Below are 21,812 nucleotides of genomic sequence, written 5' to 3'. Positions count from 1 at the left end.
CATGCCGACACCCGACCAGCCCGCCCGCACATCCCGCCGCCCCCTGGGCCGCGGGCCGGGCGGCGGTCCCGTGCCCGGGGGCGGACCGGGCGCGGGGGATGTCCTGCCGGCCCCGGAGGCTGTTCCCGAGGCGGCCCCGGACGCCGTCCCGCCGACGGCCGAGGTCCCCCCAACCGATGACGCTCCCGCACCCGCCGCCGGCATCCCCGCGGCGGATCCTGTCGCACCTGTCCCGGCCCCCGCGGCCGACGACGGGCGTTTCACCGTCCGGCTGGCGAACTTCGAGGGGCCGTTCGATCTGCTGCTCCAGCTGATCTCCAAGCACAAGCTGGATGTGACCGAGGTCGCCCTGTCCAAGGTCACCGACGAGTTCATGGCGCACATCCGGGCCATGGGGCCGGACTGGGACCTCGACCAGACCACCGAGTTCCTCGTGGTCGCGGCGACCCTCCTCGATCTGAAAGCGGCCCGGCTGCTGCCCGCCGCCGAGGTGGAGGACGAGGGCGACCTGGCGCTGCTGGAGGCCAGGGACCTGCTCTTCGCGCGGCTGCTGCAGTACCGCGCGTACAAGCGCATCGCCGAGATCTTCAGTGCCCGCCTCGAATCGGAGGGCCGGCGCTTTCCCCGTACCGTGGGGCTGGAACCGCACCACGCCGAGCTGCTGCCCGACGTCGTCATCAGCATCGGGGCCGAGGGTTTCGCCCGGCTCGCGGTGAAGGCGATGCAGCCGAAGCCCAGGCCGCAGGTCTACATCGACCACATCCACGCCCCTCTGGTCAGCGTGCGCGAACAGGCCGGGATCGTGGTGGAGCGGCTGCGGGAAGCGGGGGAGATCAGTTTCCGGGAGCTGACCGAGGATGCCCCGGACACCCTCACCGTCGTCGCACGGTTCCTCGCCCTGCTGGAGCTCTACCGGGAGAAGGCCGTCGCGCTGGACCAGGACGAGGCGCTCGGTGAGCTCATGGTGCGCTGGGCCGGGGGAGAGGGAGCCGGGCCCACCGTGACGGACGAGTTCGACCAGGAGGCACAGGACGTGCACGACGCGCAGCAGGACGTGAAGGCATGAGCGGGCAGGACGTCACCGGCTCCGCAGTCGCGGATCTCGACCTCAAGCCGGCCCTGGAGGCCGTCCTCATGGTCGTCGACGAGCCCGCGACCGAGGAGCACCTGGCCAAGGTGCTGGAGCGGCCCCGGCGGGCCGTCGCCGATGCGCTGCGGGAGCTGGCCGACGAGTACACCGTCCAGCGCCGCGGTTTCGACCTCAGGCTGGTCGCGGGCGGCTGGCGCTTCTACACGCGCCCGGAGTACGCGCCGGCGGTCGAGGGCTTCGTCCTGGACGGCCAGCACGCCCGTCTGACCCAGGCGGCGCTGGAGACCCTCGCGGTCGTCGCGTATCGCCAGCCGGTGAGCCGGTCGAGGGTCTCCGCGGTGCGCGGCGTGAACTGTGACGGGGTCATGCGGACCCTGTTGCAGAGGGGGCTGGTAGAGGAAGCGGGCGCGGAACCCGAAACAGGTGCGATCCTGTACAGGACGACGAACTACTTTCTGGAGCGGATGGGCCTGCGTGGCCTGGATGAGCTCCCGGAGCTCGCGCCCTTCCTCCCCGAGGCGGACGCGATCGAGGCTGAGACGCTAGAGGGTGTGCCGTCGTTCGATCCGGACGCACCGGACACCCCGGATACTCACGCAGACGACAAGACGGACTTTTGATGCGAAGCAGTGGCAGGAACAACGGCAGCAGCAGCGGCAGCGGCAGCGGCGGCGGCAGGAACAGCAGTGGCGGCGGCAGGAGCGGCGCCGGCAGTGGCGGCCGCGGCAGAAACAACACCGGCAGCGGCAGGAACAGCAACCCGAACCCCCGGGTTTCGGGCTCCGAGCGTGACGACAAGCAGGAGCAGCGCCCCCGCCGGCCCCGCCCCGAGGAGCGGCGCTACGACGTGGGCAACGACAAGCCCGGCGGTGACGGCGGCACCCGCAAGGGCCGTGGCGCTGCGGCCCGCGGTGGCGCCAAGGGCGGCCCCAAGGCCGCGACGAGCGGTTCCAGGAGCAGCGGCCGGCGCGCCCCGTACGGCGCCCCCGCCCGCCCGCGCGAGCTCGACGCCAAGATCGAGCAGCGCAACCGTGACCGGTACGCGGACAAGCCCGAGATCAAGACGCCGAAGACCCACCCCGGCGCCGAGCAGGAGGGCGAGCGGCTGCAGAAGGTCCTCGCCCGGGCCGGCATGGGCTCGCGCCGCGCGTGCGAGGAGCTCATCGAGCAGTCCCGCGTCGAGGTGAACGGCCAGATCGTCGTCGAGCAGGGCATGCGCGTCGACGTGCACCAGGACGAGATCAAGGTCGACGGCCTGACCGTCGCCACCCAGTCGTACCTCTTCTTCGCGCTGAACAAGCCGGCCGGTGTCGTCTCCTCCATGGAGGACCCGGACGGCCGTCAGTGCCTCGGTGACTACGTCACCAACCGTGAGACGCGTCTCTTCCACGTCGGCCGGCTGGACACCGAGACCGAGGGCATCATCATGCTCACCAACCACGGCGAGCTGGCCCACCGTCTCACTCACCCGAAGTACGGCGTGAAGAAGACCTACCTCGCCGCCATCCAGGGCCCGCTCCCGCGCGACCTGGGCAAGAGGCTCAAGGACGGCATCCAGCTGGAGGACGGGTACGCCCGCGCCGACCACTTCCGCGTCGTCGAGAACACCGGCAAGAACTACCTCGTCGAGGTGACCCTCCACGAGGGCCGCAAGCACATCGTCCGCCGGATGCTGGCCGAGGCCGGCTTCCCCGTCGAGCGGCTCGTGCGTACGTCGTTCGGGCCGATCCCGCTGGGCGACCAGAAGTCGGGCTGGCTGCGCCGGCTCACCAATACCGAAGTCGGCATGCTGATGCGCGAGGTCGGTCTGTAGACCACCCGCACACCGCTCACGGCCCGCGGCCGGTTCCTGTATCTCGATTTTCGAACAGGAACCGGCCGCGGGTCTTTTGCTGTCTCCGTTCTGCCTTTATAGTCAGAGTGACTATTAAGGAGGCGGGAGTGAGTCTCGCGGACGTACTCGATCCCCTGCAGCAACCCCTGGTGACGGTTCTGGACACCCCGGTCAGCTGGACCGAGGTGCTGGGCTTCGGCAGCGGGGCGCTGTGCGTCTGGCTCGTGGCCCGCCAGCACCTCGCCAACTGGCCGATCGGCATCGCCAACAACGTCTTCTTCATCCTGCTGTTCGCCCAGTCCGGGCTGTACGCCGATGCCGGACTCCAGATCGTCTTCATCGCCCTTGCCGCGTACGGCTGGTGGACCTGGACCCACGGGGGTGGACCAGGGACGGACGGACTGCCGGTGCGGCGCACCACGCGCACCGAGTGGACCGGACTGCTCGCGGCAGGGGTGGTGGGGACCCTCGCCCTGACCGTCCTGCTCGACCGGGCCACCGACTCGACGGTGCCCTTCTGGGACGCCCTGACCACCGCCCTGTCGCTTGCGGCGACCTACGGGCAGTGCAGGAAGCTCGTCGAGTCGTGGTGGCTGTGGATCGCCGCCGACGTGGTCTACATCCCGCTGTACGCGTACAAGGAGCTCTATCTGACCTCGCTGCTGTACGCCGGCTTCCTGACGCTGTGCCTGATGGGCCTGCGCAACTGGCGGCGGGACCTCACCGTCCGGCACGAAGAGCCTGTGGAGGCCGTGGCATGAAGCGTTTCGCACACGGGCTGGTGCTCGGGAAGTTCTACCCGCCGCACGCCGGCCACCACCACCTCGTCCGCACCGCCCGGGACCGCTGCGAGCGGCTGACCGTGCTGGTCTGCGCCGCCTCGGTGGAATCCGTGCCGCTGGCGGACCGGGTCGCCTGGATGCGCGAGGTGCACCCGGACGTGACGGTTGTGGGCGCCGTCGACGACACCCGGATGGATCTCCACGACCCTGCGATCTGGGACGCCCACATGGCCGTCTTCACGGCGGCCGTGCCCGAGCCCGTGGACGCCGTCTTCACCTCGGAGTCGTACGGGGACGAACTCGCCCGTCGCTTCGGCGCCGAGTCCGTCTGTGTGGACCCCGGCCGCACGGTCTTCCCGGTCTCCGGCACCGCGGTCCGTGCGGACCCGGCCGGCTGCTGGGACTTCCTCGAACCCCCGGTCCGGGCGGCGCTCACCCGCCGCGTCGTCGTCCTCGGCGCCGAGTCCACCGGGACAACCACCCTGGCCCGCGACCTCGCCGCGCACTACCGGCGGCGCGGAGGTGTCTGGGCTCACACGGGCTACGTCGCCGAGTACGGGCGTGAGTTCAGCGAGCAGAAGCTCGCCGCGCTGCGTGCCCGGTGGCCCGAGGCCCAGTGGGAGGACGTCTCCTTCACCACGCACGACTTCCCCCTCATCGCCGAGACCCAGAACGCCCGTGAGGAGGCCGCGGCCCGTACCGGTTCCCCGCTGCTCGTCTGCGACACGGACTCCTTCGCCACGACCGTGTGGCACGAGCGGTACGTCGGCGGCCGCAACCCCCTGGTCGAGCGGACGGCCGACCGGGTCACCCATCACCTGTGGCTGCTCACCGACCACGAGGGCGTCGCCTTCGAGGACGACGGACTGCGCGACGGGGAGGAGCTGCGGCCCTGGATGACGGACCGCTTCCGGGCCGAACTCACGCGTACGGGAAGGACGTTCAAGGAGATCACCGGCAGCCGCCAGGACCGTCTGACCGCAGCCGTCACGGCTGTCGACGCACTCCTCGCCACCGGCTGGGACTTCGCCGCACCCCTCCCGGAGCGACGATGAGCGCCGCCGCCCCCGAGGGCTACGACCCGCACGCCTTCGAACCCTTCGCCGTCACCGTCGACCTCGCCGTCTTCACGGTCCGCGAGTCACGGCTGCACGTCCTGCTCGTCGAACGCGGCGAGGACCCGTACAAGGGCCGATGGGCGCTGCCCGGCGGCTTCGTCCTGCCCCGGGAGTCCGCCGGGACCGCGGCCCGCAGGGAACTGGCCGAGGAGACCGGGCTGACCGAGGACACCGTCTCGGCCCTCCACCTGGAGCAGCTGCGCACCTACAGCGAACCGGACCGCGACCCGAGGATGCGGGTCGTCTCCGTCGCCTACGCCGCCCTCGTCCCCGATCTGCCCGAACCGCGCGGCGGCGGCGACGCGGCCAGCGCCCAGTGGTGGGACGCCGGGCGGCTCGGCACGCTCGCCTTCGACCACGACCTCATCCTCGCCGACGCCCGCGCCAGGATCGGAGCCAAACTCGAGTACACCTGCCTGGCCACCGCGTTCTGCCCGCCCGAGTTCACCCTGGGAGAGCTCCAGCAGGTGTACGAGACGGTCTGGGGCGTCGAGCTGGACCGGCCCAACTTCCGGCGCAAGGTCCTTGCCACGCCCGGCTTCGTCCAGGCCGTGGAGGGATCACCGCGCCGCACCGGCGGGCGGGGAAAACCGGCCGCCCTCCACCGGGCGGGTGCCGCCACCGCCCTGCACCCCCCACTGCTGCGACCGGAAGGAAGAAGCACGTGATCGTGACCAGGACCCTCACCAAACAGGCCGCCACCGGCGCGCTGACCGGGCTCGCGCTCGGCGACGCCCTGGGTTTTCCGACTGAGTTCAACAACGTCCCCTCGATCCTCGCCAAGTGCGGGCCGTGGCGCCAGATGCGGCTGCCGAAGCCCGCGATCGTCACCGACGACACCCAGATGACCCTGGCCCTCGGACGCGGAATCCGTACCGCCATGGACCGCGGACTGCTGACGCCGCTGCGCCTCGTACGGCCGGTGCGCGACGAGTTCGTCGACTGGTACCACTCGCCCGACAACAACCGCGCCCCCGGCCGCACCTGCATGACCGCCTGCCGGCTGCTCGACAGTGACCGTCTGTGGCAGGAGGCCAGCCAGACCGGATCCAAGGGATGCGGCGCCAACATGCGCGTCGCACCCGTCGGACTCGTCCCCGGGCTGAGCGAGGAACAGCGGGCGGGCGCCGCCCAGCTCCAGGCGGCCCTCACCCACGGACACCCGACCGCGCTCGCGGCCTCCGACCTGATGGCCCGCGCGGTGTACCTGCTGGCGCAGGGCGCGGAGCCGATGGGCCTGATCGGCCAGCTGCGCAGCTACGCGTACGAGAACAGCAACCGCTACCTCACGCGCTGGCTCGGCGACCTCTGGCGCCACGCGGGCGACTCCTCCCCGGAGTTGTACATCCAGCGTGGCTGGGACGAGTGCCTCACCGCCCTCGCCCGGGTCCAGGACGCCCTGCGCCACCCGTCCCCGGAGACCGACCCCTGCGAGAGCACCGGCGACGGCTGGATCGCCGAGGAGGCCCTCGCCACGGCCCTCCACTGCTTCCTGCTCTTCCCCGACGAACCCGTCACCGCACTGCGCCGCGCCGCCTGCACCCGGGGCGACTCGGACTCGCTCGGCTGCCTGACCGGCGCCCTGGCCGGCGCGCATCTCGGCTCGGCGGCCTGGCCCAAGGAATGGTCGGAGCGGATCGAGTACCGCAGCGACCTCCTGTCGCTGGGGGCGCTCTGGGACGCTTGAGCCATGCGTACGGACACCACACTCCTCCAGCAGGCCGGGCTGCCGGTCACCGACCTCGCCCCGGTCCTCGCCGGGGAACGCCACCCGCTGCTGTTCGCCACGGTCTCCGGGGCGCACCTGTACGGGTTCCCCTCCCGGGACTCGGACGTGGACCTGCGGGGGGTCCACGTCCTGCCCGCCGAGGACTTCCTCGGGCTCCGGGAGCCCGAGGAGACCTGCACGCGGATGTGGGACAGCGACGGGGTGGAGATGGACCTGGTCACGCATGACCTCCGCAAGTTCGTCCGTCTGATGCTGAAGCCGAACGGCTATGTGCTGGAGCAGCTGCTCTCGCCCCTGGTCGTCCACACGACCGCCCTGCACGCCGAGCTGGTGGCCCTCGCACCGGCCGTCCTCACCCGCAACCACGCCCACCACTACCGCGGATTCGCCAACACCCAGTGGCGCCTCTTCGAGAAGACCGGTGAACTGAAGCCGCTGCTCTACACCTTCCGGGCGCTGCTCACCGGCATCCATCTGATGCGCACCGGCGAGGTGCTCGCCCATCTGCCGACGCTCCTCACCCGGGTGCCGACGCCGTTGTACCTCCCCGGCCTGATCGAGGCCAAGGCCGCGGCCGAACACGGGAGTGCCGACGGGGTGGACGCTCCGGCGGCGGCCCGGGACATCGAGTCGCTGCACCGGACGCTCGACGGGGCACAGGCGGACTCGGGGCTTCCGGACATGGCGAGCGGGTTCGAAGCCCTGCACGAACTCGTGGTGCGGGCGCGCCTCGTTCCGGCCCCGGCCGGCTGAACCGCGCCGCCCCGCCCCGGCCTCAGCCCAGCGGTGAGGCCAGGGCCGACGCCCGCCGGGCGCGGATCAGGAAGTCCTCGACCCGCGCCCGGTCCGGCTGTGCCGGCAGCGGGGAGACGGTGGCCGCCTCGTCGTTCTCCTCGGCCAGACGCGTCATCCGCCGCTCGACCTCCGCCCAGGCGACCTCGCCGCGCTTGACCGCCAGCAGTTCCTCCCGGGCGGCGCCCACGTCGACCGTGAGCTCTCCCGTACGCAGCAGATCCCGGCCGCTCGCCAGCAGCCGCAGCAGGTGCATCGCGTGCTTCCAGCGCGGCGCCCCGTACTGCCGGACGTCCGCCTCCAGCTTCCGGCGCTGTCCCAGTGCATACCGGACGAAGGTCTGATGGGCCTGCCGGGACAGGAACGCTCCACGCAGCGAGAGGAGCTCACGCCCGGTCCCGTCGAGCTGCTCCACCAGCGGCGAGTGCAGGCACTCCAGCACGTTGGGGTTGGCCCGCAGAGCCAGTTCGCAGAACCGTTCCAGCTCCCAGGAGAACTGTTCCTCGGCCGGGCCGTCGACATGCGTCGGAGGCTTGTCGAACCGCCAGAACAGCGGTGTCGGGGCGAGGAACACCCCGCGCCGGTCCGTGTCGCTGCCGTCCGTGGCGAGCCCGAAGGCGCGCGAGCCCATCACGCAGGAGTAGACCGTGTGGTCGCGGACCAGGGCCTCGTCGCCGGGGGAGATCATGCGGGGGAGGGTACGCCCCGTCCGGGCGGCAGCGGTTCCGGGCCGTGCGTACGCCACCGCCGCGTCTCACGGACAGGGCGCCCCGGCACGGGACGGTGCCGCCCCTCTAGGCTGAAACGCAAGCACAGACGCGGCAGGCACAGGCAAGGAGCACGACGTGGCGGTACGAGCGGTCCGCGGAGCCGTCCAGCTGGAGCGGGACGAGGCCGGGCACATGGACGAGCAGGTCGGCGCCCTGCTCACCACCGTCCTTGAGCGCAACAGCCTGGTCGCGGACGATCTGATCAGCATCTGGTTCACGGCCACGCCCGATCTGCACTGCGACTTCCCGGCCGCCGCGGCGCGCGGGATCGGTATCGTCGACGTACCGCTGATCTGCGCACAGGAGCTGGACGTCGAAGGGGCCATGCCCCGGGTGGTCCGGATCCTGGCCCACGTCGAGACGTATCTCGCCAAGTCCGAGATCGCCCACGTCTACCTCGGCGCCACCGCCTCCCTTCGCAAGGACATCGCCCAGTGAGAACCGCCGTCGTCATCGGAACGGGCCTCGTCGGCACCTCCGCGGCCCTCGCCCTCGCCGGGCGTGGCATCAAGGTCCACCTCGTCGACCACGACCCGGAGTCGGCCCGTACGGCGGCCGCCCTCGGCGCCGGTACGGACGAGCCACCCGAGGGCCGCGTCGACCTGGCGGTCGTCGCCGTGCCGCCGGCCCACACCGCGACCGTGCTCGCCACCGCGATGAGCAGCGGTGTCGCCCGCGGCTACCTCGACGTCGCGAGCGTCAAGGGCGGGCCGCGCCGCGAGCTGGAAGCGCTCGGCGTCGACCTCACCCCGTACATCGGTACGCACCCCATGGCCGGCAAGGAGCGCTCCGGCCCGCTGGCCGCGACCGCCGACCTCTTCGAGGGCCGCCCCTGGGTCCTCACACCCACCCGCGACACCGACACCGAGGTCCTCAACCTCGCCCTGGAGCTGGTCGCGCTCTGCCGCGCGGTCCCGGTGGTGATGGACGCCGACGCCCACGACCGGGCCGTCGCCCTCGTCTCCCACACCCCGCAGCTGATCTCGTCGATGGTCGCCGCCCGGCTGGAGGAGGCCGACGAGACCGCGGTGCGCCTGTGCGGCCAGGGCATCAGGGACGTCACCAGGATCGCGGCCTCCGACCCCCGGATGTGGGTGGAGATCCTGTCCGCCAACCCCGGCCCCGTCGCCGACGTCCTCGCCGGGGTCGCCGCCGACCTCGACGAGACCGTCACCGCGCTGCGCGGGCTCCAGTCAGCCGATGAGGAGAAGCGGCGCCGCGGCACCGAAGGCATCCAGGACGTCCTGCGCCGCGGCAACGCGGGCCGGGTCCGGGTGCCCGGGAAGCACGGCGCCGCCCCCTCCTCGTACGAGGTCGTGGCCGTTCTCATCAGCGACCGCCCCGGCGAGCTGGCTGGGATCTTCGCGGATGCGGGCCGGGCCGGGGTCAACGTCGAGGACGTACGGATCGAGCACGCGACCGGTCAGCAGGCGGGCCTCGTCCAGCTGATGGTCGAACCGAGCGCCGCCCCGGCCCTGAGTGCGGCGCTGCGCGAGCGGGGCTGGTCGATCCGGCAGTAGCCCTTGGGACGCAAGGCCGGGAGGCACTTGTCCACAGGGGTGGTCGGGCTAGCCCCGGCACTCGGTAACCTTGTGCGGGGCGGGTTCACGCGTCCCGTCCCGCCCGCCCCGTGTACCAGGAAGGTGTCCACCACCGTGGAAACCGTAAGCGCCGCCGCCCGGACCGCCCCGGCCGCAGTGATCGTCGCCATCGACGGCCCCTCCGGAACCGGCAAGTCCAGCACGTCCAAGGCCGTCGCCGCCCAGCTCGGCCTGAGCTACCTGGACACCGGTGCTCAGTACCGGGCGATCACCTGGTGGATGCTGAACAACGGCATCGACGTGCACGACGCGGTGGAGGTGGCGACCGCCGCCGCCAAGCCGGTCATCGTCTCCGGCACCGACCCCACCGGCCCGACGATCACCGTCGACGGGGAGGACGCCGCCGGGCCGATCCGTACGCAGGAGGTCACCTCCAAGGTCAGCGCCGTCAGCGCCGTCCCGGAGGTGCGCACCCGGATCACCGAGCTGCAGCGCACCATCGCCGCCGGAGCGGAGAGGGGCATCGTGGTCGAGGGCCGGGACATCGGCACCACCGTGCTGCCCGACGCCGACATCAAGATCTTTCTGACCGCGTCGCCGGAGGCCCGCGCGGCCCGCCGCAGCGGCGAGGTCAAGGGCTCCGATCTGGCCGCCACCAAGGAGGCGCTGATCAAGCGGGACGCCGCCGACTCCGGCCGCAAGACCTCGCCGCTCGCCAAGGCGGACGACGCGGTCGAGGTGGACACCACCGAGCTGACCCTCCAGCAGGTCATCGAGTGTGTCGTCACCCTCGTCGGGGAGAAGCAGGCCGCGAAGTGACACCTGCCACGGGCGCGCCCACGCTGCGCGGAGCGGCGGTCGGGCGCGGCATCGGGATCGGGCTGATGTACGGGCTCTTCAGGCCCCGTGTCCTCGGCGCATGGCGGGTCCCCGCCTCCGGACCCGTCATACTCGCGGTGAACCACTCGCACAACATCGACGGGCCGATGCTGATGGGCACCGCGCCCCGGCCCGTCCACTTCCTGATCAAGAAAGAGGCGTTCGTCGGCCCCCTGGACCCGTTCCTGCGCGGAATCGGTCAGCTGAAGGTGGACCGCTCGATCGCCGATCGCACCGCCATCACCCACGCCCTCGGCGTGCTGGGGGACGGCGGGGCGCTCGGGATCTTCCCCGAGGGCACCCGGGGCGAAGGAGACTTCGCCTCGCTGCGCGCCGGACTCGCGTATTTCGCGCTACGCAGCGGGGCTCCGATCGTGCCCGTGGCCGTACTGGGAAGCACCGAGCGCCGCGGGCGGTTGATATCGGCACTGCCGCCGCTGCGCAGCCGTGTCGATGTCGTCTTCGGCGACGCGTTCGCTGCCGGAGACGGCAGCGGTCGTCGGACGCGCGGCGCGCTCGACGAGGCGACGTTGCGGATCCAGGGACGGCTGACCGGCCACCTTGAGCAGGCCAGGCGCCTCACCGGGCGCACCGAGTAAGACTTGAGTAGTGGACCGCGTGCTGCGTGGTCCATCGATGATGATGCAAAGAGGAACGGACTTCATGAACGACCAGATTCACTCCGGCGGCTCGGACCACGAGCACGGAGCGCTTGGCGATGCCGAGTACGCGGAGTTCATGGAGCTCGCCGCGCAGGAGGGGTTCGACCCCGAGGAGGTCGAGGGTGCCATCGGTGAGGCCGGTCACGGACCGCTTCCCGCTCTCGCCGTCGTCGGCCGCCCCAACGTCGGCAAGTCGACGCTGGTGAACCGGATCATCGGCCGTCGCGAGGCCGTGGTCCAGGACAAGCCCGGCGTCACCCGTGACCGCGTCAGCTACGAGGCCGAATGGGCGGGCCGCCGCTTCAAGGTCGTCGACACCGGCGGCTGGGAGCAGGACGTCCTGGGGCTCGACGCCTCCGTCGCGGCCCAGGCCGAGTACGCGATCGAGATGGCCGACGCGGTCGTCTTCGTGGTCGACTCCACGGTCGGCGCGACCGACACCGACGAGGCCGTCGTCAAGCTGCTGCGCCGGTCCGGCAAGCCCGTCGTGCTCTGCGCCAACAAGGTCGACGGACAGAGCGGCGAGGCGGACGCCACCGCGCTCTGGTCGCTGGGCCTCGGCCAGCCGCACCCCGTCTCCTCGCTGCACGGCCGCGGCACCGGCGACATGCTGGACGCCGTGCTGGAGGCGCTTCCCGATGCCCCGGCCCAGTCGTTCGGCACGGCGGTCGGCGGCCCGCGCCGTATCGCGCTGATCGGCCGTCCGAACGTCGGCAAGTCCTCGCTGCTGAACAAGGTGGCCAACGAGGACCGCGTGGTCGTCAACGAGCTGGCAGGCACCACGCGTGACCCGGTCGACGAGCTGATCACCCTCGGCGGCATCACCTGGAAGTTCATCGACACGGCCGGTATCCGGCGCCGGGTCCACCTCCAGGAGGGCGCGGACTACTACGCCTCGCTGCGTACCGCGGCCGCCGTGGAGAAGGCCGAGGTCGCCGTGATCCTGATCGACTCCAGCGAGTCGATCAGCGTCCAGGACCAGCGCATCGTCACCATGGCCGTCGAGGCCGGGCGTGCGATCGTCGTTGCCTTCAACAAGTGGGACACCCTCGACGAGGAGCGCCGCTACTACCTGGAGCGCGAGATCGAGACGGAGCTCGCGCAGGTCGCGTGGGCCCCGCGGGTCAACGTCTCGGCCCTCACCGGCCGCCACATGGAGAAGCTGGTCCCGGCGATCGAGACCGCGCTGGAAGGCTGGGAGACCCGCGTTCCGACGGGCCGGCTGAACGCGTTCCTCGGTGAGATCGTCGCCTCCCACCCGCACCCCATCCGTGGTGGCAAGCAGCCCCGTATCCTCTTCGGCACCCAGGCGGGCACCAAGCCGCCGCGCTTCGTGCTCTTCGCCTCCGGCTTCCTGGAGCACGGCTACCGCCGCTTCGTCGAGCGCCGGCTGCGTGAGGAGTTCGGCTTCGAGGGCACGCCGATCCACATCTCGGTGCGGGTCCGCGAGAAGCGCGGCCGCAACAAGTAGGCGACCGGGGTGACGCCGGCAGGTGCGTGAGGCGCGCCCGTACACCCACGACGGCGGCCCCGGACCCGGGCGTACGACGGAGCCCCGGACCACTCATTCAATGAGTGGTCCGGGGCTCCGTCGTCACGTCAGGCGTCCCGCGAGCCCGGCGGCAGCGCCGCGGGCTGGACCCGTCCCGCGTGCCGTCCGACCCGCTGCCACGAGCCCAGGCTGCCGGTGTGGCTGCTCGGGCTGCTGCCGTGCCCGCCCCCCGTGCCGCCGGCGCCGCTCCCCGCCCCGCTGTGCCCGGAGTGGACGCTCAGCGAGGTGTGCGAGCCGAAGAACCCGCCACCGAAGGCCGGCAGGCCCAGACTCTCCTCGCCGCTCCGATCACCCGGCAGCGCCCTGAACGACCTGCGGTACTCGGAGTACAGCGCGTCATAGATCGGGGTGTGGGACGGGCCGCCCGAGGGATCCTGCGCGGGACGCATGGCAGGGATCGGGCTCGGACGCTGGTGGGAGGGGTCGTATGAGTGCACGTATGTGCCAACGACCCCGCCGTCCGTCGGATGCGGGCCCGCGGGAGAAATAGCTGTTCGTCGCGGGTGCGCGGGGTGCGCGGGGTGCACGGACATGATCAGGTCCCGGCCAGCGGCATCGCGGCCGCTACCAGGAACCCGCCGGCCGCGGCCTTCTCCAGGGCGTCGCGCAACAGGTCCTCGCGGGGCTGCTGGCCGATCGAACCGGCCGGTGCGGCATAGACCAGCACGGTCTGTGACTTGTTGGCCGCGGTCCGCCAGCCCTCCGTGACCTGAAGGGGCGCGTGCGCCTGCCACCAGGCCACCTGGGCGCCGCCGCCCGTGCCCGGCTGGAGCACCGCGTGCAGCTGTCCCATGGCGAGCAGGATGGACCACCCGTGCAGCACGTCCGGGACCTGGTCCATCCGGTGGACCGGCCGGAAGCCCTGCTCCAGCAGCAGCTGCAGGAACTCGTCGCCGCCGCTGCCGTCGGTGCCGGGGCGGGCGATCGCCCCGGTCGGCTCGACGACCAGGGCGGGGTGGAGTTCGTCGTCGATCAGGACGAGGCCGCTGGTGATCCCGAGCACCGCCTGCTCGGGGGCCGACAGATTCGGGTCCTCCTGCTCGCTGCCGGTGATGCTGCGTACGGCTCCCTGGAGCTGTTCCTCGGCCACCTGGACCACCTGTGAGGGGATGCAGGTCGCGTGGGCGAAGGCGAGGACAGCGGTCTCGTCGCCGACGAACAGCACCGTGCTGGTGCGTTCCTGCTCGGAGTCGCCGGGGGTGCGGCAGGAGGTGCAGTCGTAACTGCCGGGGGCGTTGTCGCCGACGAGCAGCCGGTCGGCTTCGGCGTCGCCGATCTCGGCGCGTACGTCCTCGCTGACGTCGAGCATGCGCGGCACGGGTGGCTCCTCGAACTCGGTACGTGCGCCGGGGGGTTCCCGGCTCATGAAGAGACAACGGGTGAGCCGTGGTCGGGGTCACGCGAGAAGGGGAACGGAATCGAACCGCCCAGGGCGACCAGGTCGCGAACGGGCAGGTGATACCGGGACAAATGCTGCACCGACGGAAGGTGCCGCAGGCGTCCGGGCCGCTCGGCGGGGGGCGGGGCGGGTGAGGAGTGACCCTTGCCCGTTGGGCCCCTGTGAACGGCGCCCACCCCCGCGCCCGCCTTGCCTCACGGGCCGGAATGCGGATGATCCGGGTGTCCGCTATACGGGCGGAAGGAGGCGGGGCGGGGTGGGGCGGTGGTGGGATGGTGTGGATATCATCACCTCCAGATAAGGGTGCAATAAGGAAGAGTGAATTCCCGGTGGTGTGTTCATTTACGGGTGGTCATTCCGGAGTGAAACCGACGTCACTCGGCAGTGGCTTTTCGGCTCGTTTTCCGGGTCATTCCGGCCCGTTTGGGTGATCATTTTCGGCCCTGTGTGATTACTGTGCGTCCGATGCCGAATCATGCGTCCGAACGAATGACTTCGAGGGGAACACGTGTGGTGATCCTGTGACACAAGCGTGACCGGCGAGGTACGTGAGGATGCCGTGTGACGGGTTGCGCCCCGGCTTCCGCCGCTGCCCCGGGCCGCCTACGGTGGGAGACATGGCACCCGTACCGACTCCCTCCGCCCAGCCGGACGACACCCCCGGCGCCTACGTCGGCCTCCCCGCCGAGACCGCCGAACGGCGGGCCCGGGAGCGAGGCTGGGCCACCGTCAGAGCCCTGCCGCCGGGCATGGTCATCACCATGGAGTTCCAGGGCGGCCGGATCAACTTCGAGGTCGACGCAGGCGTCGTCAGGCGCTGCTGGACCGGCTGAGGGCTCCGTACGACCCCCTGAGCCCACGTGCGCGTATGACTGAAGGCCCCGACCGGAGTCGGGGCCTTCAGTCATACGCGGGGTGGGGCTGTGCGCACCGTTCCCGCAGCTCCGCAGCTCCGCAGCTCCGCGGGTCAGCCGCCGGCCACCGGCCGGGCCGGAGCCGTACCGCCGCGGGGCGTGCGGTCCGCGTGCGGCGGGCGGCGGCTGCCGGCCGGGGTGACCGGGGTCCGCTCGGAGCGCGGCGGGTGACCCTGGTACGCGGGCGGCGCCGTGTGCGCGCGCGGGCGGCTACTGGTGGCTGTGGCCACCGCTGTCGGGTGTCCGCTCGCCCCGGAAGCGGCTGCGGAAGCAGCCCCGGACGCCGTACGGGCCGGGCTCCGCGCCGGTTCGGAGGCGGTCTGCCGGCCTGCGGGTGCGGGCTGCGGAGTGCCTGCCGGGACGGGCGCCGGTGCCACGGTCCTGCCGCGTGCGCTCAGCCACTCGCGGGCCGCGAAGATCCAGTTCTCGGCACGGGTGATCAGCGGTTCGACCCAGGGCAGGCCCAGGAGGATCAGCAGTCCCGCCGCCCAGCCGAGAACCACGTCGCTGAGCCAGTGCGTACCGAGGTAGACCGTCGTCAGGCCGACCCCCAGCGAGACGATCGCGGACATGGCCGACAGGTACCGCCTGGCTCGCGGCGTGGCGGCCAGGTAGGCAAGGATTCCCCAGGTCACGACGGCGTTGGCAGTGTGCCCGGACGGAAATATATCGCCGCCGGCGAAGAGTTCGGCCGATCCGATCTGGGTCGCGTAGTGCGGGCCGAGCCGGCCGAGGCCGATCTTGACCGCACCCACCGTGACATTGAGCAGCAGGAGCGAGGCGCCCAGCGTCAGCAGGGGCCGCAGGGTGTGCTGCCGCCAGGATCGCCAGCCCAGCCAGCAGGCGACCATGACCGCAGTCGGTCCGCGCTGGCCGAGGACGACGTAGTAGTCGAGGAAGGCGTGGATGCTCGGCCACTGCTGGTACGGCCGGAAGAGCATGACCTTCCAGTCCAGGGTCACCAGCCAGGAAGACATGAGCACGGCAATGACGATGGCCAGATAGAACGCCAACGTCCCGCCGAAGAGAGCGATGCGGTGACGGCTCATCCGCGGTGTCTCTATCTTCGGCGGTTCCGGCTCCCGGTCCAGACGGGCAAAGATGTCGGTACGCACCCAATCGACGTTACAGCGAGTGAGTGGGTGACCCGGTCGATCCGGCCGCTTTGTGATGACGATGTGATGTGGACTATGTCTCAGTGCGGCTCGTTTTTCTGGGTGTTCGGAGAGCTCAGGGTTCCTCGTGTTTCATTTTTTGACAGACATTCCGTAAGTGCATTCGGGTATTGACGGAATAGCGCGCCGGATGGCGAAGTGGATTATTCGTGAGGGCTCGCGGAGCCGAACGGACGGTGTCGGTCCGGTTACTGCACGCCTGCGGCAGGCGTGCAGCGGAGGGGGCGCGCGGGCGCCCGGGCCCGCGGTCCGTGCGGCAGGACGGCCGGTTGTCGCAGGTCGGGGTGGCGCCCTGGAGCGCCCCGGGACGGGCGGCCGCAGTGGCGTACGCCACACTCGACGACGTCGGCAGGTATGAGATGGGCCACGTGTGGCCCTGTCGAACTCGCGTACGCTGACGGATCACTCGCCCGTCGATGCCGGGCCCGGAGGGACAGCGACGCTGAATCCCCGGGGGCCTGCCGAGCGCGAGGGACCTTTTGGGAGGTAGATGCATGTCCGGGACGACCACAGCCCGAATCCGTCTGCGCGAAGCCGCCGACGGAGCCAATCGATGGCTCGTGCTGGTCGTCCTCTGCCTCAGTCTGCTGCTCGTGGCACTCGACGCGACCGTGCTCCACGTCGCCGTCCCCGCCGTCACCGAGGACCTGCGGCCCAGCGCCGTCGGTCTGCTGTGGATCGTGGACGTCTACCCGCTGGTCTGCGCGTCCCTGCTGATCCTCTTCGGAACGCTCGGTGACCGGGTCGGGCGCCGGCGCATCCTGCTGCTCGGCTACGCACTCTTCGGGATCGCCTCGGGCGTCGCGGCCATGGCGGACAGTGCGGGCGTGCTCATAGTGGCGCGGGCCCTCCTCGGCGTCGGCGGCGCGATGATCATGCCGGCGACGCTGTCGATCCTCCGGCAGGTGTTTCCCGACCGCCGTGAGCGGGCCGTGGCCATCGGGGTGTGGACCGCCGTCGCCGCAGTCGGCGCCGCCACCGGACCGGTCATCGGCGGCTTCCTCGTCGAGCACTTCTGGTGGGGCTCGGTCTTCCTGATCAACATCCCGCTGATGGCCCTGATCCTGCCGGTCGGCAGGCTCCTGCTCCCGGAGTCGCGTGGCAGCGACGACGGGCCCTGGGACGTGTTCGGTGCGCTGATGGCAGCCGCCGGTGTGCTCGGCGTCGTCCTCGGCGTGAAGCGGGCGGGGACCGGAGAGGGGCTGCTGGGTCCCGGCACGCTCGTTCCGCTGCTGGTCGGGGCCGTACTGCTGGTCGCGTTCGTCCGCCGCCAGAAGCGGCGGACGCATCCGCTGATCGACATCGGGATGTTCTCCAGGCCCGCCTTCACCGCCGCGGTGGGCTGCATCGTCCTCGCCATGCTGGCCCTGGTCGGCCTGGAGCTGATCGCCGTCCAGTACCTCCAGCTCGTCCTGGACCTCAGTCCGCTGGAGACCGGTCTGCGGCTGCTGCCGCTCACATTCGCCGCCATGGCCGCAGGTGCCACCGGCTCGTACACGCTGCGCCGGATCGGGCCGCGCCGGATGGTCGGCTGGGGCTTCGTCCTCACGGCGGTGGCGGTGCTGATGCTGACCGCGATGGGTCAGCACGACCGGCCCGGGCTGCTGACCGTGTCCTTCGTCGTGCTGGGCTTCGGTCTGCAGTCCACGCTCTTCGGTGCGTACGAGTCCATGCTCAGCGAGGCACCGGCCGAGCGGGCCGGCGGGGCTGCCGCGATAGGTGAGACCTCCTACCAGCTGGGCGCCGGCATGGGCATCGCCCTGCTCGGCAGCGTGATGAACGCCGCGTACGCCCCCGGCCTGGCGAGGCTCCCCGAGCAGGGGGTCCCCGCCTCCGCCGGTGCCGCAGCCTCGCACTCCCTCGGTGAGGCGTACCAGGTCGCCTCGCAGCTGGGCGGTCCCCTCGGCGCCGTACTGCGCGACACCGCCCGGAACGCCTTCGTCGGCGGGCTGCACATCACCTTGCTGGTCAGCGCGAGCCTGCTGCTGCTCGGGGCACTTGCCGCGTTGAAGTTGCCGCGCGTGATGGAGTGCCCGCCGCTGCTCTGTGAATCCCAGGAGCAAGCGGACGCTCCCGAGGTGCCCGGTGCCAGGAACGCGCACGAGCCCCTTGGGCCCGGCGAGCTCCCGAGCTCCCACGAGCTGCCGGTCCAGGAGAGGCCCGAGGTGCTGCTCCGGCTGCCCGCGCGGCGCAGGCCGGCCGAGGCCACGGGCTCTGGACGCGCGGCACACTGAGTCGTAACGTCGGCACGACGCCGTAACTAACGCTGCTAGTTTTCGGCGCCCCCCACCGACATCGGTACCGTGCGAGCCGCCGGAGGCACTCCCTCATGTCCACCGCTCCGTCCTCGAAACTCCCGCCCTTCGACCCCCGCGACCCGATCGGCATCGACGACCTCCTGGGCGCCGAGGATCTCGCGATCCGCGACACGGTCCGCGTCTGGGCCGCCGACCGGGTCCTGCCGCACATCGCCGAGTGGTACGAGAACGGCGAGCTGCCCGGCATCCGTGAGCTGGCCCGCGAACTCGGTTCGCTCGGGGCCCTGGGCATGTCCCTTCAGGGGTACGGCTGTGCGGGCGCCACCGCGGTCCAGTACGGACTGGCCTGTCTGGAGCTGGAGGCGGCCGACTCCGGGATCCGCTCGCTCGTCTCCGTGCAGGGCTCCCTCGCCATGTACGCCATCCACCGCTTCGGCTCCGAGGAGCAGAAGCGGCAGTGGCTGCCCGGCATGGCGGCCGGCGAGATCATCGGCTGCTTCGGCCTCACCGAGCCGGACCACGGCTCCGACCCCGCCGGCATGCGGACGTACGCCAAGCGTGACGGCGAGGACTGGGTCCTCAGCGGCCGGAAGATGTGGATCACCAACGGCTCGGTCGCCGGGGTCGCCGTCGTCTGGGCGCAGACCGACGAGGGCAGTGCCGGCAGCGGCATCCGCGGATTCGTGGTGCCCACCGACGCCCCCGGCTTCTCCGCGCCCGAGATCCGGCACAAGTGGTCCCTGCGCGCCTCGGTCACCAGCGAGCTGATCCTCGACGAGGTGCGGCTGCCCGCCGATGCCGTACTGCCCGGCGTCACCGGACTGCGCGGCCCGCTCAGCTGTCTCAGCCATGCCCGCTACGGCATCGTCTGGGGAGCCATGGGCGCCGCCCGGTCCAGCTTCGAGGCGGCCGTCGACTACGCGAGGACGCGTGAGCAGTTCGGGAAGCCGATCGGCGGCTTCCAGCTCACCCAGGCCAAGCTCGCCGACATGGCCGTGGAACTGCACAAGGGAATCCTGCTCGCCCACCACCTCGGCCGTCGGATGGACGCGGGCAGGCTCCGTCCGGAGCAGGTCAGTTTCGGAAAGCTGAACAACGTGCGGGAGGCCATCGAGATCTGCCGCACCTCGCGCACGATCCTCGGCGCCAACGGGATCTCGCTCGAGTACCCGGTGATGCGTCACGCGACGAATCTGGAGTCGGTGCTCACCTACGAAGGAACCGTGGAGATGCACCAGCTGGTGCTGGGCAAGGCGCTCACCGGCCTGGACGCGTTCCGGTAGACGGGGGTCGCGGCCGGACCGATCCGGTGAGCGCCCCGCTCAGCTCTGGTTGAAGAAGCCGTCGGCCGGCCGGCCGGCGGCTTCGCCGTTGACGACCTGGGTGTCGGCGGGGGTCAGCAGGAAGACCCGGGTGGCCACGCGGTCGATCGACCCGCGCAGTCCGAAGATCAGTCCCGCGGCGAAGTCCACCACGCGCTTGGCGTCGGAGGAGTCCATGGATGTGAGGTTCATGATCACCGGGACGCCGTCCCGGAAGAGCTCTCCGATGCTCCGGGCGTCCCGGAAGCTGTCCGGGGTCACCGTGGCGATCCGGCGGCCCGTCTCCTCGGCCGCCTCCGAGGCCACCTGCACCCGCGGATCGGTCACCCAGGCCTGACCGGCCCCGGTCCGTGCACCTTCGGCGTACTCGTCGTCGTCGTAGTACCGCTCGTCGTTGTCCTCTACGAGGCCCAGCCAGGCACTCGCCTTGCGCACCGATCCCATGGACGCCTCCTCTCACCGCGGTTCTTTGGTGTTCCGCATGTCTTTCGTATCCCTATGGTCGTCCATGATGCGGATCGTGCGCCAAGGGGATAGGCGGCGCGCAGGGCATTCGTGACGGTACTGGTGCAGAAGATGTGGCGATTCGTCAAGGTTCCTCCTGCGTAAGGGCCCTGGGGATAAGAAAATATGCTCCTCCGGTCCGTACGGGTGACATGGGGGACGTACGGGTGAACGGGTCACTCGATACGATGCACGTCGCGCACGCGCCCGACTGCGGCGCACAGGTGAACGGCTCCCGGGGGATGGCTGTGTTCGGAATCGTGAGGCCCTGTACTCATCGCTTGTCGGAAGGGCTCAAGGCCGAGTGGATGGCCCATCTCTGTGGGCTCTGTCTCGCACTTCGCTCCGATCACGGGCAGTTCGCCCGGATCGTCACGAACTATGACGGTCTGATCGTCTCGGTCCTGACGGAGGCTCAGGCCGAACGCACCTCCGCGCAGCGGCGCACGGCGGGGCCTTGCCCCCTGCGCGCCATGCGCACCGCCCCCGTCGCGCGGGGCGAGGGCGCCAGGCTGGCGGCCGCCGTCTCGCTGGTGCTGGCCTCCGCCAAGGTGCGCGACCACGTGGCCGACCGGGACGGCCTGTTGGCGCGCCGCCCGGTGGCCGCGGCCGCGCGCAGGGTGGCAGCGGGCTGGGACCGGGCGGGAGCTCGCACCGGCGCACAGCTCGGCTTCGACACGGCGCTGCTCGTCGACGCCGTCGACCGGCAGACCGGCATCGAGCTGCTCGCGGGGCCCGGCACCCCGCTGCTGACGGTCACCGAGCCCACCGAGACCGCCACCGCGGCGGCCTTTGCACACACCGCCGTACTCGCGGGCAAGCCGCAGAACGCCGAGCCGCTCGCCGAGGCCGGGCGCCTCTTCGGACGCCTCGCGCACCTGCTGGACGCCGTGGAGGACCAGGAAGCTGACGCCGCGTCGGGTGCCTGGAACCCACTCACGGCGACCGGCACCTCGCGTACGGAGGCCCGGCGGCTGTGCGACGACGCGCTGCGCGGCGTACGGCTGGCGCTGCGGGACGCGGAATTCACCGACGGCAAGCTCGCCCATGTGCTGCTGGCGCACGAACTGCGGCGTTCGGTGGACCGGGCCTTCGCCACGGATGTCTGCTCCCATCAGGGCGGCGGGCTCCTGACCGAAGCCGGCCATCCGTCAGGAGGGCGGCCCACGGGGTCGTTCGGGCCGCCCCCGGGTAATCCCTACGCCCCCACAGGGCCCGGGGGGCCCTTCGGTCCGCCGCAGCCGCCGGAGCCCCCGCGTGACCGGCGCGGGCTCGTCATGGGGTGCCTGGTGTGGGCGGGTCTCGCCTGCACCTGCCAGATGTGCTGCGGCACCTTCGACGACCCGTGGAGCCGGCAGCGGCGCGAGGGGCTGTGCAGTCAGTGCGACTGCGGCGACTGCTGCGACGCCTGCGACTGCTGCAGCAACTGCGGGGACTGCTGCGACGGCTGTGACTGCTGCGGGTGCGACTGCAGCTGCTGACGTCGCGGTA

General features: G+C 71.3%; 22 protein-coding genes. 17 read left to right on the top strand and 5 right to left on the bottom strand.

Translation table 11 applies throughout. The annotated features are described in order from the left end of the window. Position 1 precedes the first annotated feature (1 nt). The 8 genes from SH922_RS08195 (at position 2) to SH922_RS08160 (ending at position 7,306) form a co-directional block, all read left to right on the top strand. The gene (locus SH922_RS08195) at positions 2-1,066 is read left to right on the top strand and encodes a segregation and condensation protein A (protein WP_393056465.1); all 1,065 of its coding nucleotides are present in this window, start codon (positions 2-4) and stop codon (positions 1,064-1,066) included. Continuing rightward, positions 1,063-1,710 carry an SMC-Scp complex subunit ScpB gene (gene scpB, locus SH922_RS08190; protein WP_393056463.1) on the top strand — a complete coding sequence of 216 codons (648 nt, stop codon included), beginning with the start codon at positions 1,063-1,065 and terminating at the stop codon, positions 1,708-1,710. The genes SH922_RS08195 and scpB overlap by 4 nt, the downstream gene beginning before the upstream one ends. Continuing rightward, complete coding sequence (locus SH922_RS08185; protein WP_393056461.1) at positions 1,710-2,903, top strand: pseudouridine synthase; 1,194 nt, start codon at positions 1,710-1,712, stop codon at positions 2,901-2,903. The genes scpB and SH922_RS08185 overlap by 1 nt, the downstream gene beginning before the upstream one ends. 128 nt (positions 2,904-3,031) lie before the next feature. After that, a complete protein-coding gene (gene pnuC, locus SH922_RS08180) occupies positions 3,032-3,685 on the top strand; it encodes a nicotinamide riboside transporter PnuC (RefSeq protein WP_393056459.1) in 654 nt (217 codons plus the stop codon). After that, entirely contained in the window at positions 3,682-4,761 is a 1,080-nt protein-coding gene (locus SH922_RS08175) for an AAA family ATPase (protein WP_393056457.1), read from the top strand. Before pnuC ends, SH922_RS08175 begins: the two co-directional genes overlap by 4 nt. Further along, positions 4,758-5,492, top strand: a complete 735-nt coding sequence (locus SH922_RS08170) for an NUDIX domain-containing protein (protein ID WP_393056455.1) — start codon at positions 4,758-4,760, stop codon at positions 5,490-5,492. Before SH922_RS08175 ends, SH922_RS08170 begins: the two co-directional genes overlap by 4 nt. Then, positions 5,489-6,511, top strand: coding sequence for an ADP-ribosylglycohydrolase family protein (locus tag SH922_RS08165; protein WP_393056453.1), 1,023 nt, complete (start codon positions 5,489-5,491; stop codon positions 6,509-6,511). Before SH922_RS08170 ends, SH922_RS08165 begins: the two co-directional genes overlap by 4 nt. Positions 6,512-6,514: 3 nt before the next feature. After that, complete coding sequence (locus tag SH922_RS08160; protein WP_393056451.1) at positions 6,515-7,306, top strand: DNA polymerase beta superfamily protein; 792 nt, start codon at positions 6,515-6,517, stop codon at positions 7,304-7,306. Positions 7,307-7,328: 22 nt separating this feature from the next. On the opposite strand, the gene SH922_RS08155 is transcribed toward SH922_RS08160, so the two are convergent. Beyond that, positions 7,329-8,033, bottom strand: a complete 705-nt coding sequence (locus SH922_RS08155) for a DNA polymerase beta superfamily protein (RefSeq protein WP_393056449.1) — start codon at positions 8,031-8,033, stop codon at positions 7,329-7,331. Positions 8,034-8,190: 157 nt separating this feature from the next. On the opposite strand from SH922_RS08155, the gene aroH reads away from it, so the two are divergent. The 5 genes from aroH to der all read left to right on the top strand — a co-directional run bounded on the left by aroH (position 8,191) and on the right by der (position 12,668). Beyond that, positions 8,191-8,553 carry a chorismate mutase gene (aroH, locus tag SH922_RS08150; RefSeq protein WP_393056447.1) on the top strand — a complete coding sequence of 121 codons (363 nt, stop codon included), beginning with the start codon at positions 8,191-8,193 and terminating at the stop codon, positions 8,551-8,553. Continuing rightward, positions 8,550-9,635 carry a prephenate dehydrogenase gene (locus tag SH922_RS08145; RefSeq protein WP_393056445.1) on the top strand — a complete coding sequence of 362 codons (1,086 nt, stop codon included), beginning with the start codon at positions 8,550-8,552 and terminating at the stop codon, positions 9,633-9,635. The genes aroH and SH922_RS08145 overlap by 4 nt, the downstream gene beginning before the upstream one ends. Positions 9,636-9,758: 123 nt before the next feature. Next, positions 9,759-10,475, top strand: coding sequence for a (d)CMP kinase (gene cmk, locus SH922_RS08140; RefSeq protein ID WP_393056443.1), 717 nt, complete (start codon positions 9,759-9,761; stop codon positions 10,473-10,475). Continuing rightward, on the top strand, positions 10,472-11,134 hold the full coding sequence (locus tag SH922_RS08135) for a lysophospholipid acyltransferase family protein (RefSeq protein WP_393056441.1): 663 nt from the start codon (positions 10,472-10,474) through the stop codon (positions 11,132-11,134). Before cmk ends, SH922_RS08135 begins: the two co-directional genes overlap by 4 nt. Positions 11,135-11,198: 64 nt before the next feature. Further along, the gene (gene der / locus SH922_RS08130) at positions 11,199-12,668 is read left to right on the top strand and encodes a ribosome biogenesis GTPase Der (RefSeq protein ID WP_393056439.1); all 1,470 of its coding nucleotides are present in this window, start codon (positions 11,199-11,201) and stop codon (positions 12,666-12,668) included. Positions 12,669-12,796: 128 nt separating this feature from the next. Here der and SH922_RS08125 read toward each other — a convergent pair whose 3' ends face one another. Then, complete coding sequence (locus tag SH922_RS08125; protein ID WP_393056437.1) at positions 12,797-13,138, bottom strand: hypothetical protein; 342 nt, start codon at positions 13,136-13,138, stop codon at positions 12,797-12,799. Between the two features lie 146 nt (positions 13,139-13,284). Beyond that, positions 13,285-14,067 carry a hypothetical protein gene (locus SH922_RS08120; protein ID WP_393056435.1) on the bottom strand — a complete coding sequence of 261 codons (783 nt, stop codon included), beginning with the start codon at positions 14,065-14,067 and terminating at the stop codon, positions 13,285-13,287. Between the two features lie 698 nt (positions 14,068-14,765). On the opposite strand from SH922_RS08120, the gene SH922_RS08115 reads away from it, so the two are divergent. Then, positions 14,766-14,981 carry an I78 family peptidase inhibitor gene (locus SH922_RS08115; protein ID WP_393056433.1) on the top strand — a complete coding sequence of 72 codons (216 nt, stop codon included), beginning with the start codon at positions 14,766-14,768 and terminating at the stop codon, positions 14,979-14,981. Between the two features lie 134 nt (positions 14,982-15,115). Here SH922_RS08115 and SH922_RS08110 read toward each other — a convergent pair whose 3' ends face one another. After that, entirely contained in the window at positions 15,116-16,177 is a 1,062-nt protein-coding gene (locus tag SH922_RS08110) for a phosphatase PAP2 family protein (protein ID WP_393056431.1), read from the bottom strand. 554 nt (positions 16,178-16,731) lie between these two features. Between SH922_RS08110 and SH922_RS08105 the strand changes: the two genes are divergently transcribed. Next, a complete protein-coding gene (locus tag SH922_RS08105; RefSeq protein WP_393056429.1) occupies positions 16,732-18,471 on the top strand; it encodes an MFS transporter in 1,740 nt (579 codons plus the stop codon). A 95-nt stretch (positions 18,472-18,566) separates the two neighbouring features. Further along, on the top strand, positions 18,567-19,778 hold the full coding sequence (locus SH922_RS08100; RefSeq protein WP_393056427.1) for an acyl-CoA dehydrogenase family protein: 1,212 nt from the start codon (positions 18,567-18,569) through the stop codon (positions 19,776-19,778). A gap of 39 nt (positions 19,779-19,817) precedes the next feature. Here SH922_RS08100 and SH922_RS08095 read toward each other — a convergent pair whose 3' ends face one another. Then, positions 19,818-20,261, bottom strand: a complete 444-nt coding sequence (locus tag SH922_RS08095; protein WP_393056424.1) for a cell division protein SepF — start codon at positions 20,259-20,261, stop codon at positions 19,818-19,820. A gap of 308 nt (positions 20,262-20,569) precedes the next feature. Here SH922_RS08095 and SH922_RS08090 point away from each other — a divergent pair, with 308 nt between their 5' ends. Beyond that, positions 20,570-21,802 (top strand): DUF5685 family protein, encoded by a 1,233-nt coding sequence (locus SH922_RS08090; protein ID WP_393063489.1) that lies wholly within the window; start codon positions 20,570-20,572, stop codon positions 21,800-21,802. Positions 21,803-21,812: the final 10 nt, after the last annotated feature.

Source organism: Streptomyces sp. LN549 (assembly GCF_043203805.1).
GTDB lineage: Bacteria > Actinomycetota > Actinomycetes > Streptomycetales > Streptomycetaceae > Streptomyces.
This window is presented reverse-complemented; position numbering and strand designations above follow the sequence as displayed.

Excerpts from the sequence above, each read along its gene's own strand:
- SH922_RS08195 (WP_393056465.1), top strand. The coding sequence starts at position 2 with ATGCCGACACCCGACCAGCCCGCCCGCACATCCCGCCGCCCCCTGGGC.
- scpB (WP_393056463.1), top strand. The coding sequence starts at position 1,063 with ATGAGCGGGCAGGACGTCACCGGCTCCGCAGTCGCGGATCTCGACCTC.
- SH922_RS08185 (WP_393056461.1), top strand. The coding sequence starts at position 1,710 with ATGCGAAGCAGTGGCAGGAACAACGGCAGCAGCAGCGGCAGCGGCAGC.
- SH922_RS08175 (WP_393056457.1), top strand. The coding sequence starts at position 3,682 with ATGAAGCGTTTCGCACACGGGCTGGTGCTCGGGAAGTTCTACCCGCCG.
- SH922_RS08170 (WP_393056455.1), top strand. The coding sequence starts at position 4,758 with ATGAGCGCCGCCGCCCCCGAGGGCTACGACCCGCACGCCTTCGAACCC.
- SH922_RS08160 (WP_393056451.1), top strand. The coding sequence starts at position 6,515 with ATGCGTACGGACACCACACTCCTCCAGCAGGCCGGGCTGCCGGTCACC.
- SH922_RS08155 (WP_393056449.1), bottom strand. The coding sequence starts at position 8,033 with ATGATCTCCCCCGGCGACGAGGCCCTGGTCCGCGACCACACGGTCTAC.
- der (WP_393056439.1), top strand. The coding sequence starts at position 11,199 with ATGAACGACCAGATTCACTCCGGCGGCTCGGACCACGAGCACGGAGCG.
- SH922_RS08125 (WP_393056437.1), bottom strand. The coding sequence starts at position 13,138 with ATGCGTCCCGCGCAGGATCCCTCGGGCGGCCCGTCCCACACCCCGATC.
- SH922_RS08115 (WP_393056433.1), top strand. The coding sequence starts at position 14,766 with ATGGCACCCGTACCGACTCCCTCCGCCCAGCCGGACGACACCCCCGGC.
- SH922_RS08105 (WP_393056429.1), top strand. The coding sequence starts at position 16,732 with ATGTCCGGGACGACCACAGCCCGAATCCGTCTGCGCGAAGCCGCCGAC.
- SH922_RS08100 (WP_393056427.1), top strand. The coding sequence starts at position 18,567 with ATGTCCACCGCTCCGTCCTCGAAACTCCCGCCCTTCGACCCCCGCGAC.
- SH922_RS08095 (WP_393056424.1), bottom strand. The coding sequence starts at position 20,261 with ATGGGATCGGTGCGCAAGGCGAGTGCCTGGCTGGGCCTCGTAGAGGAC.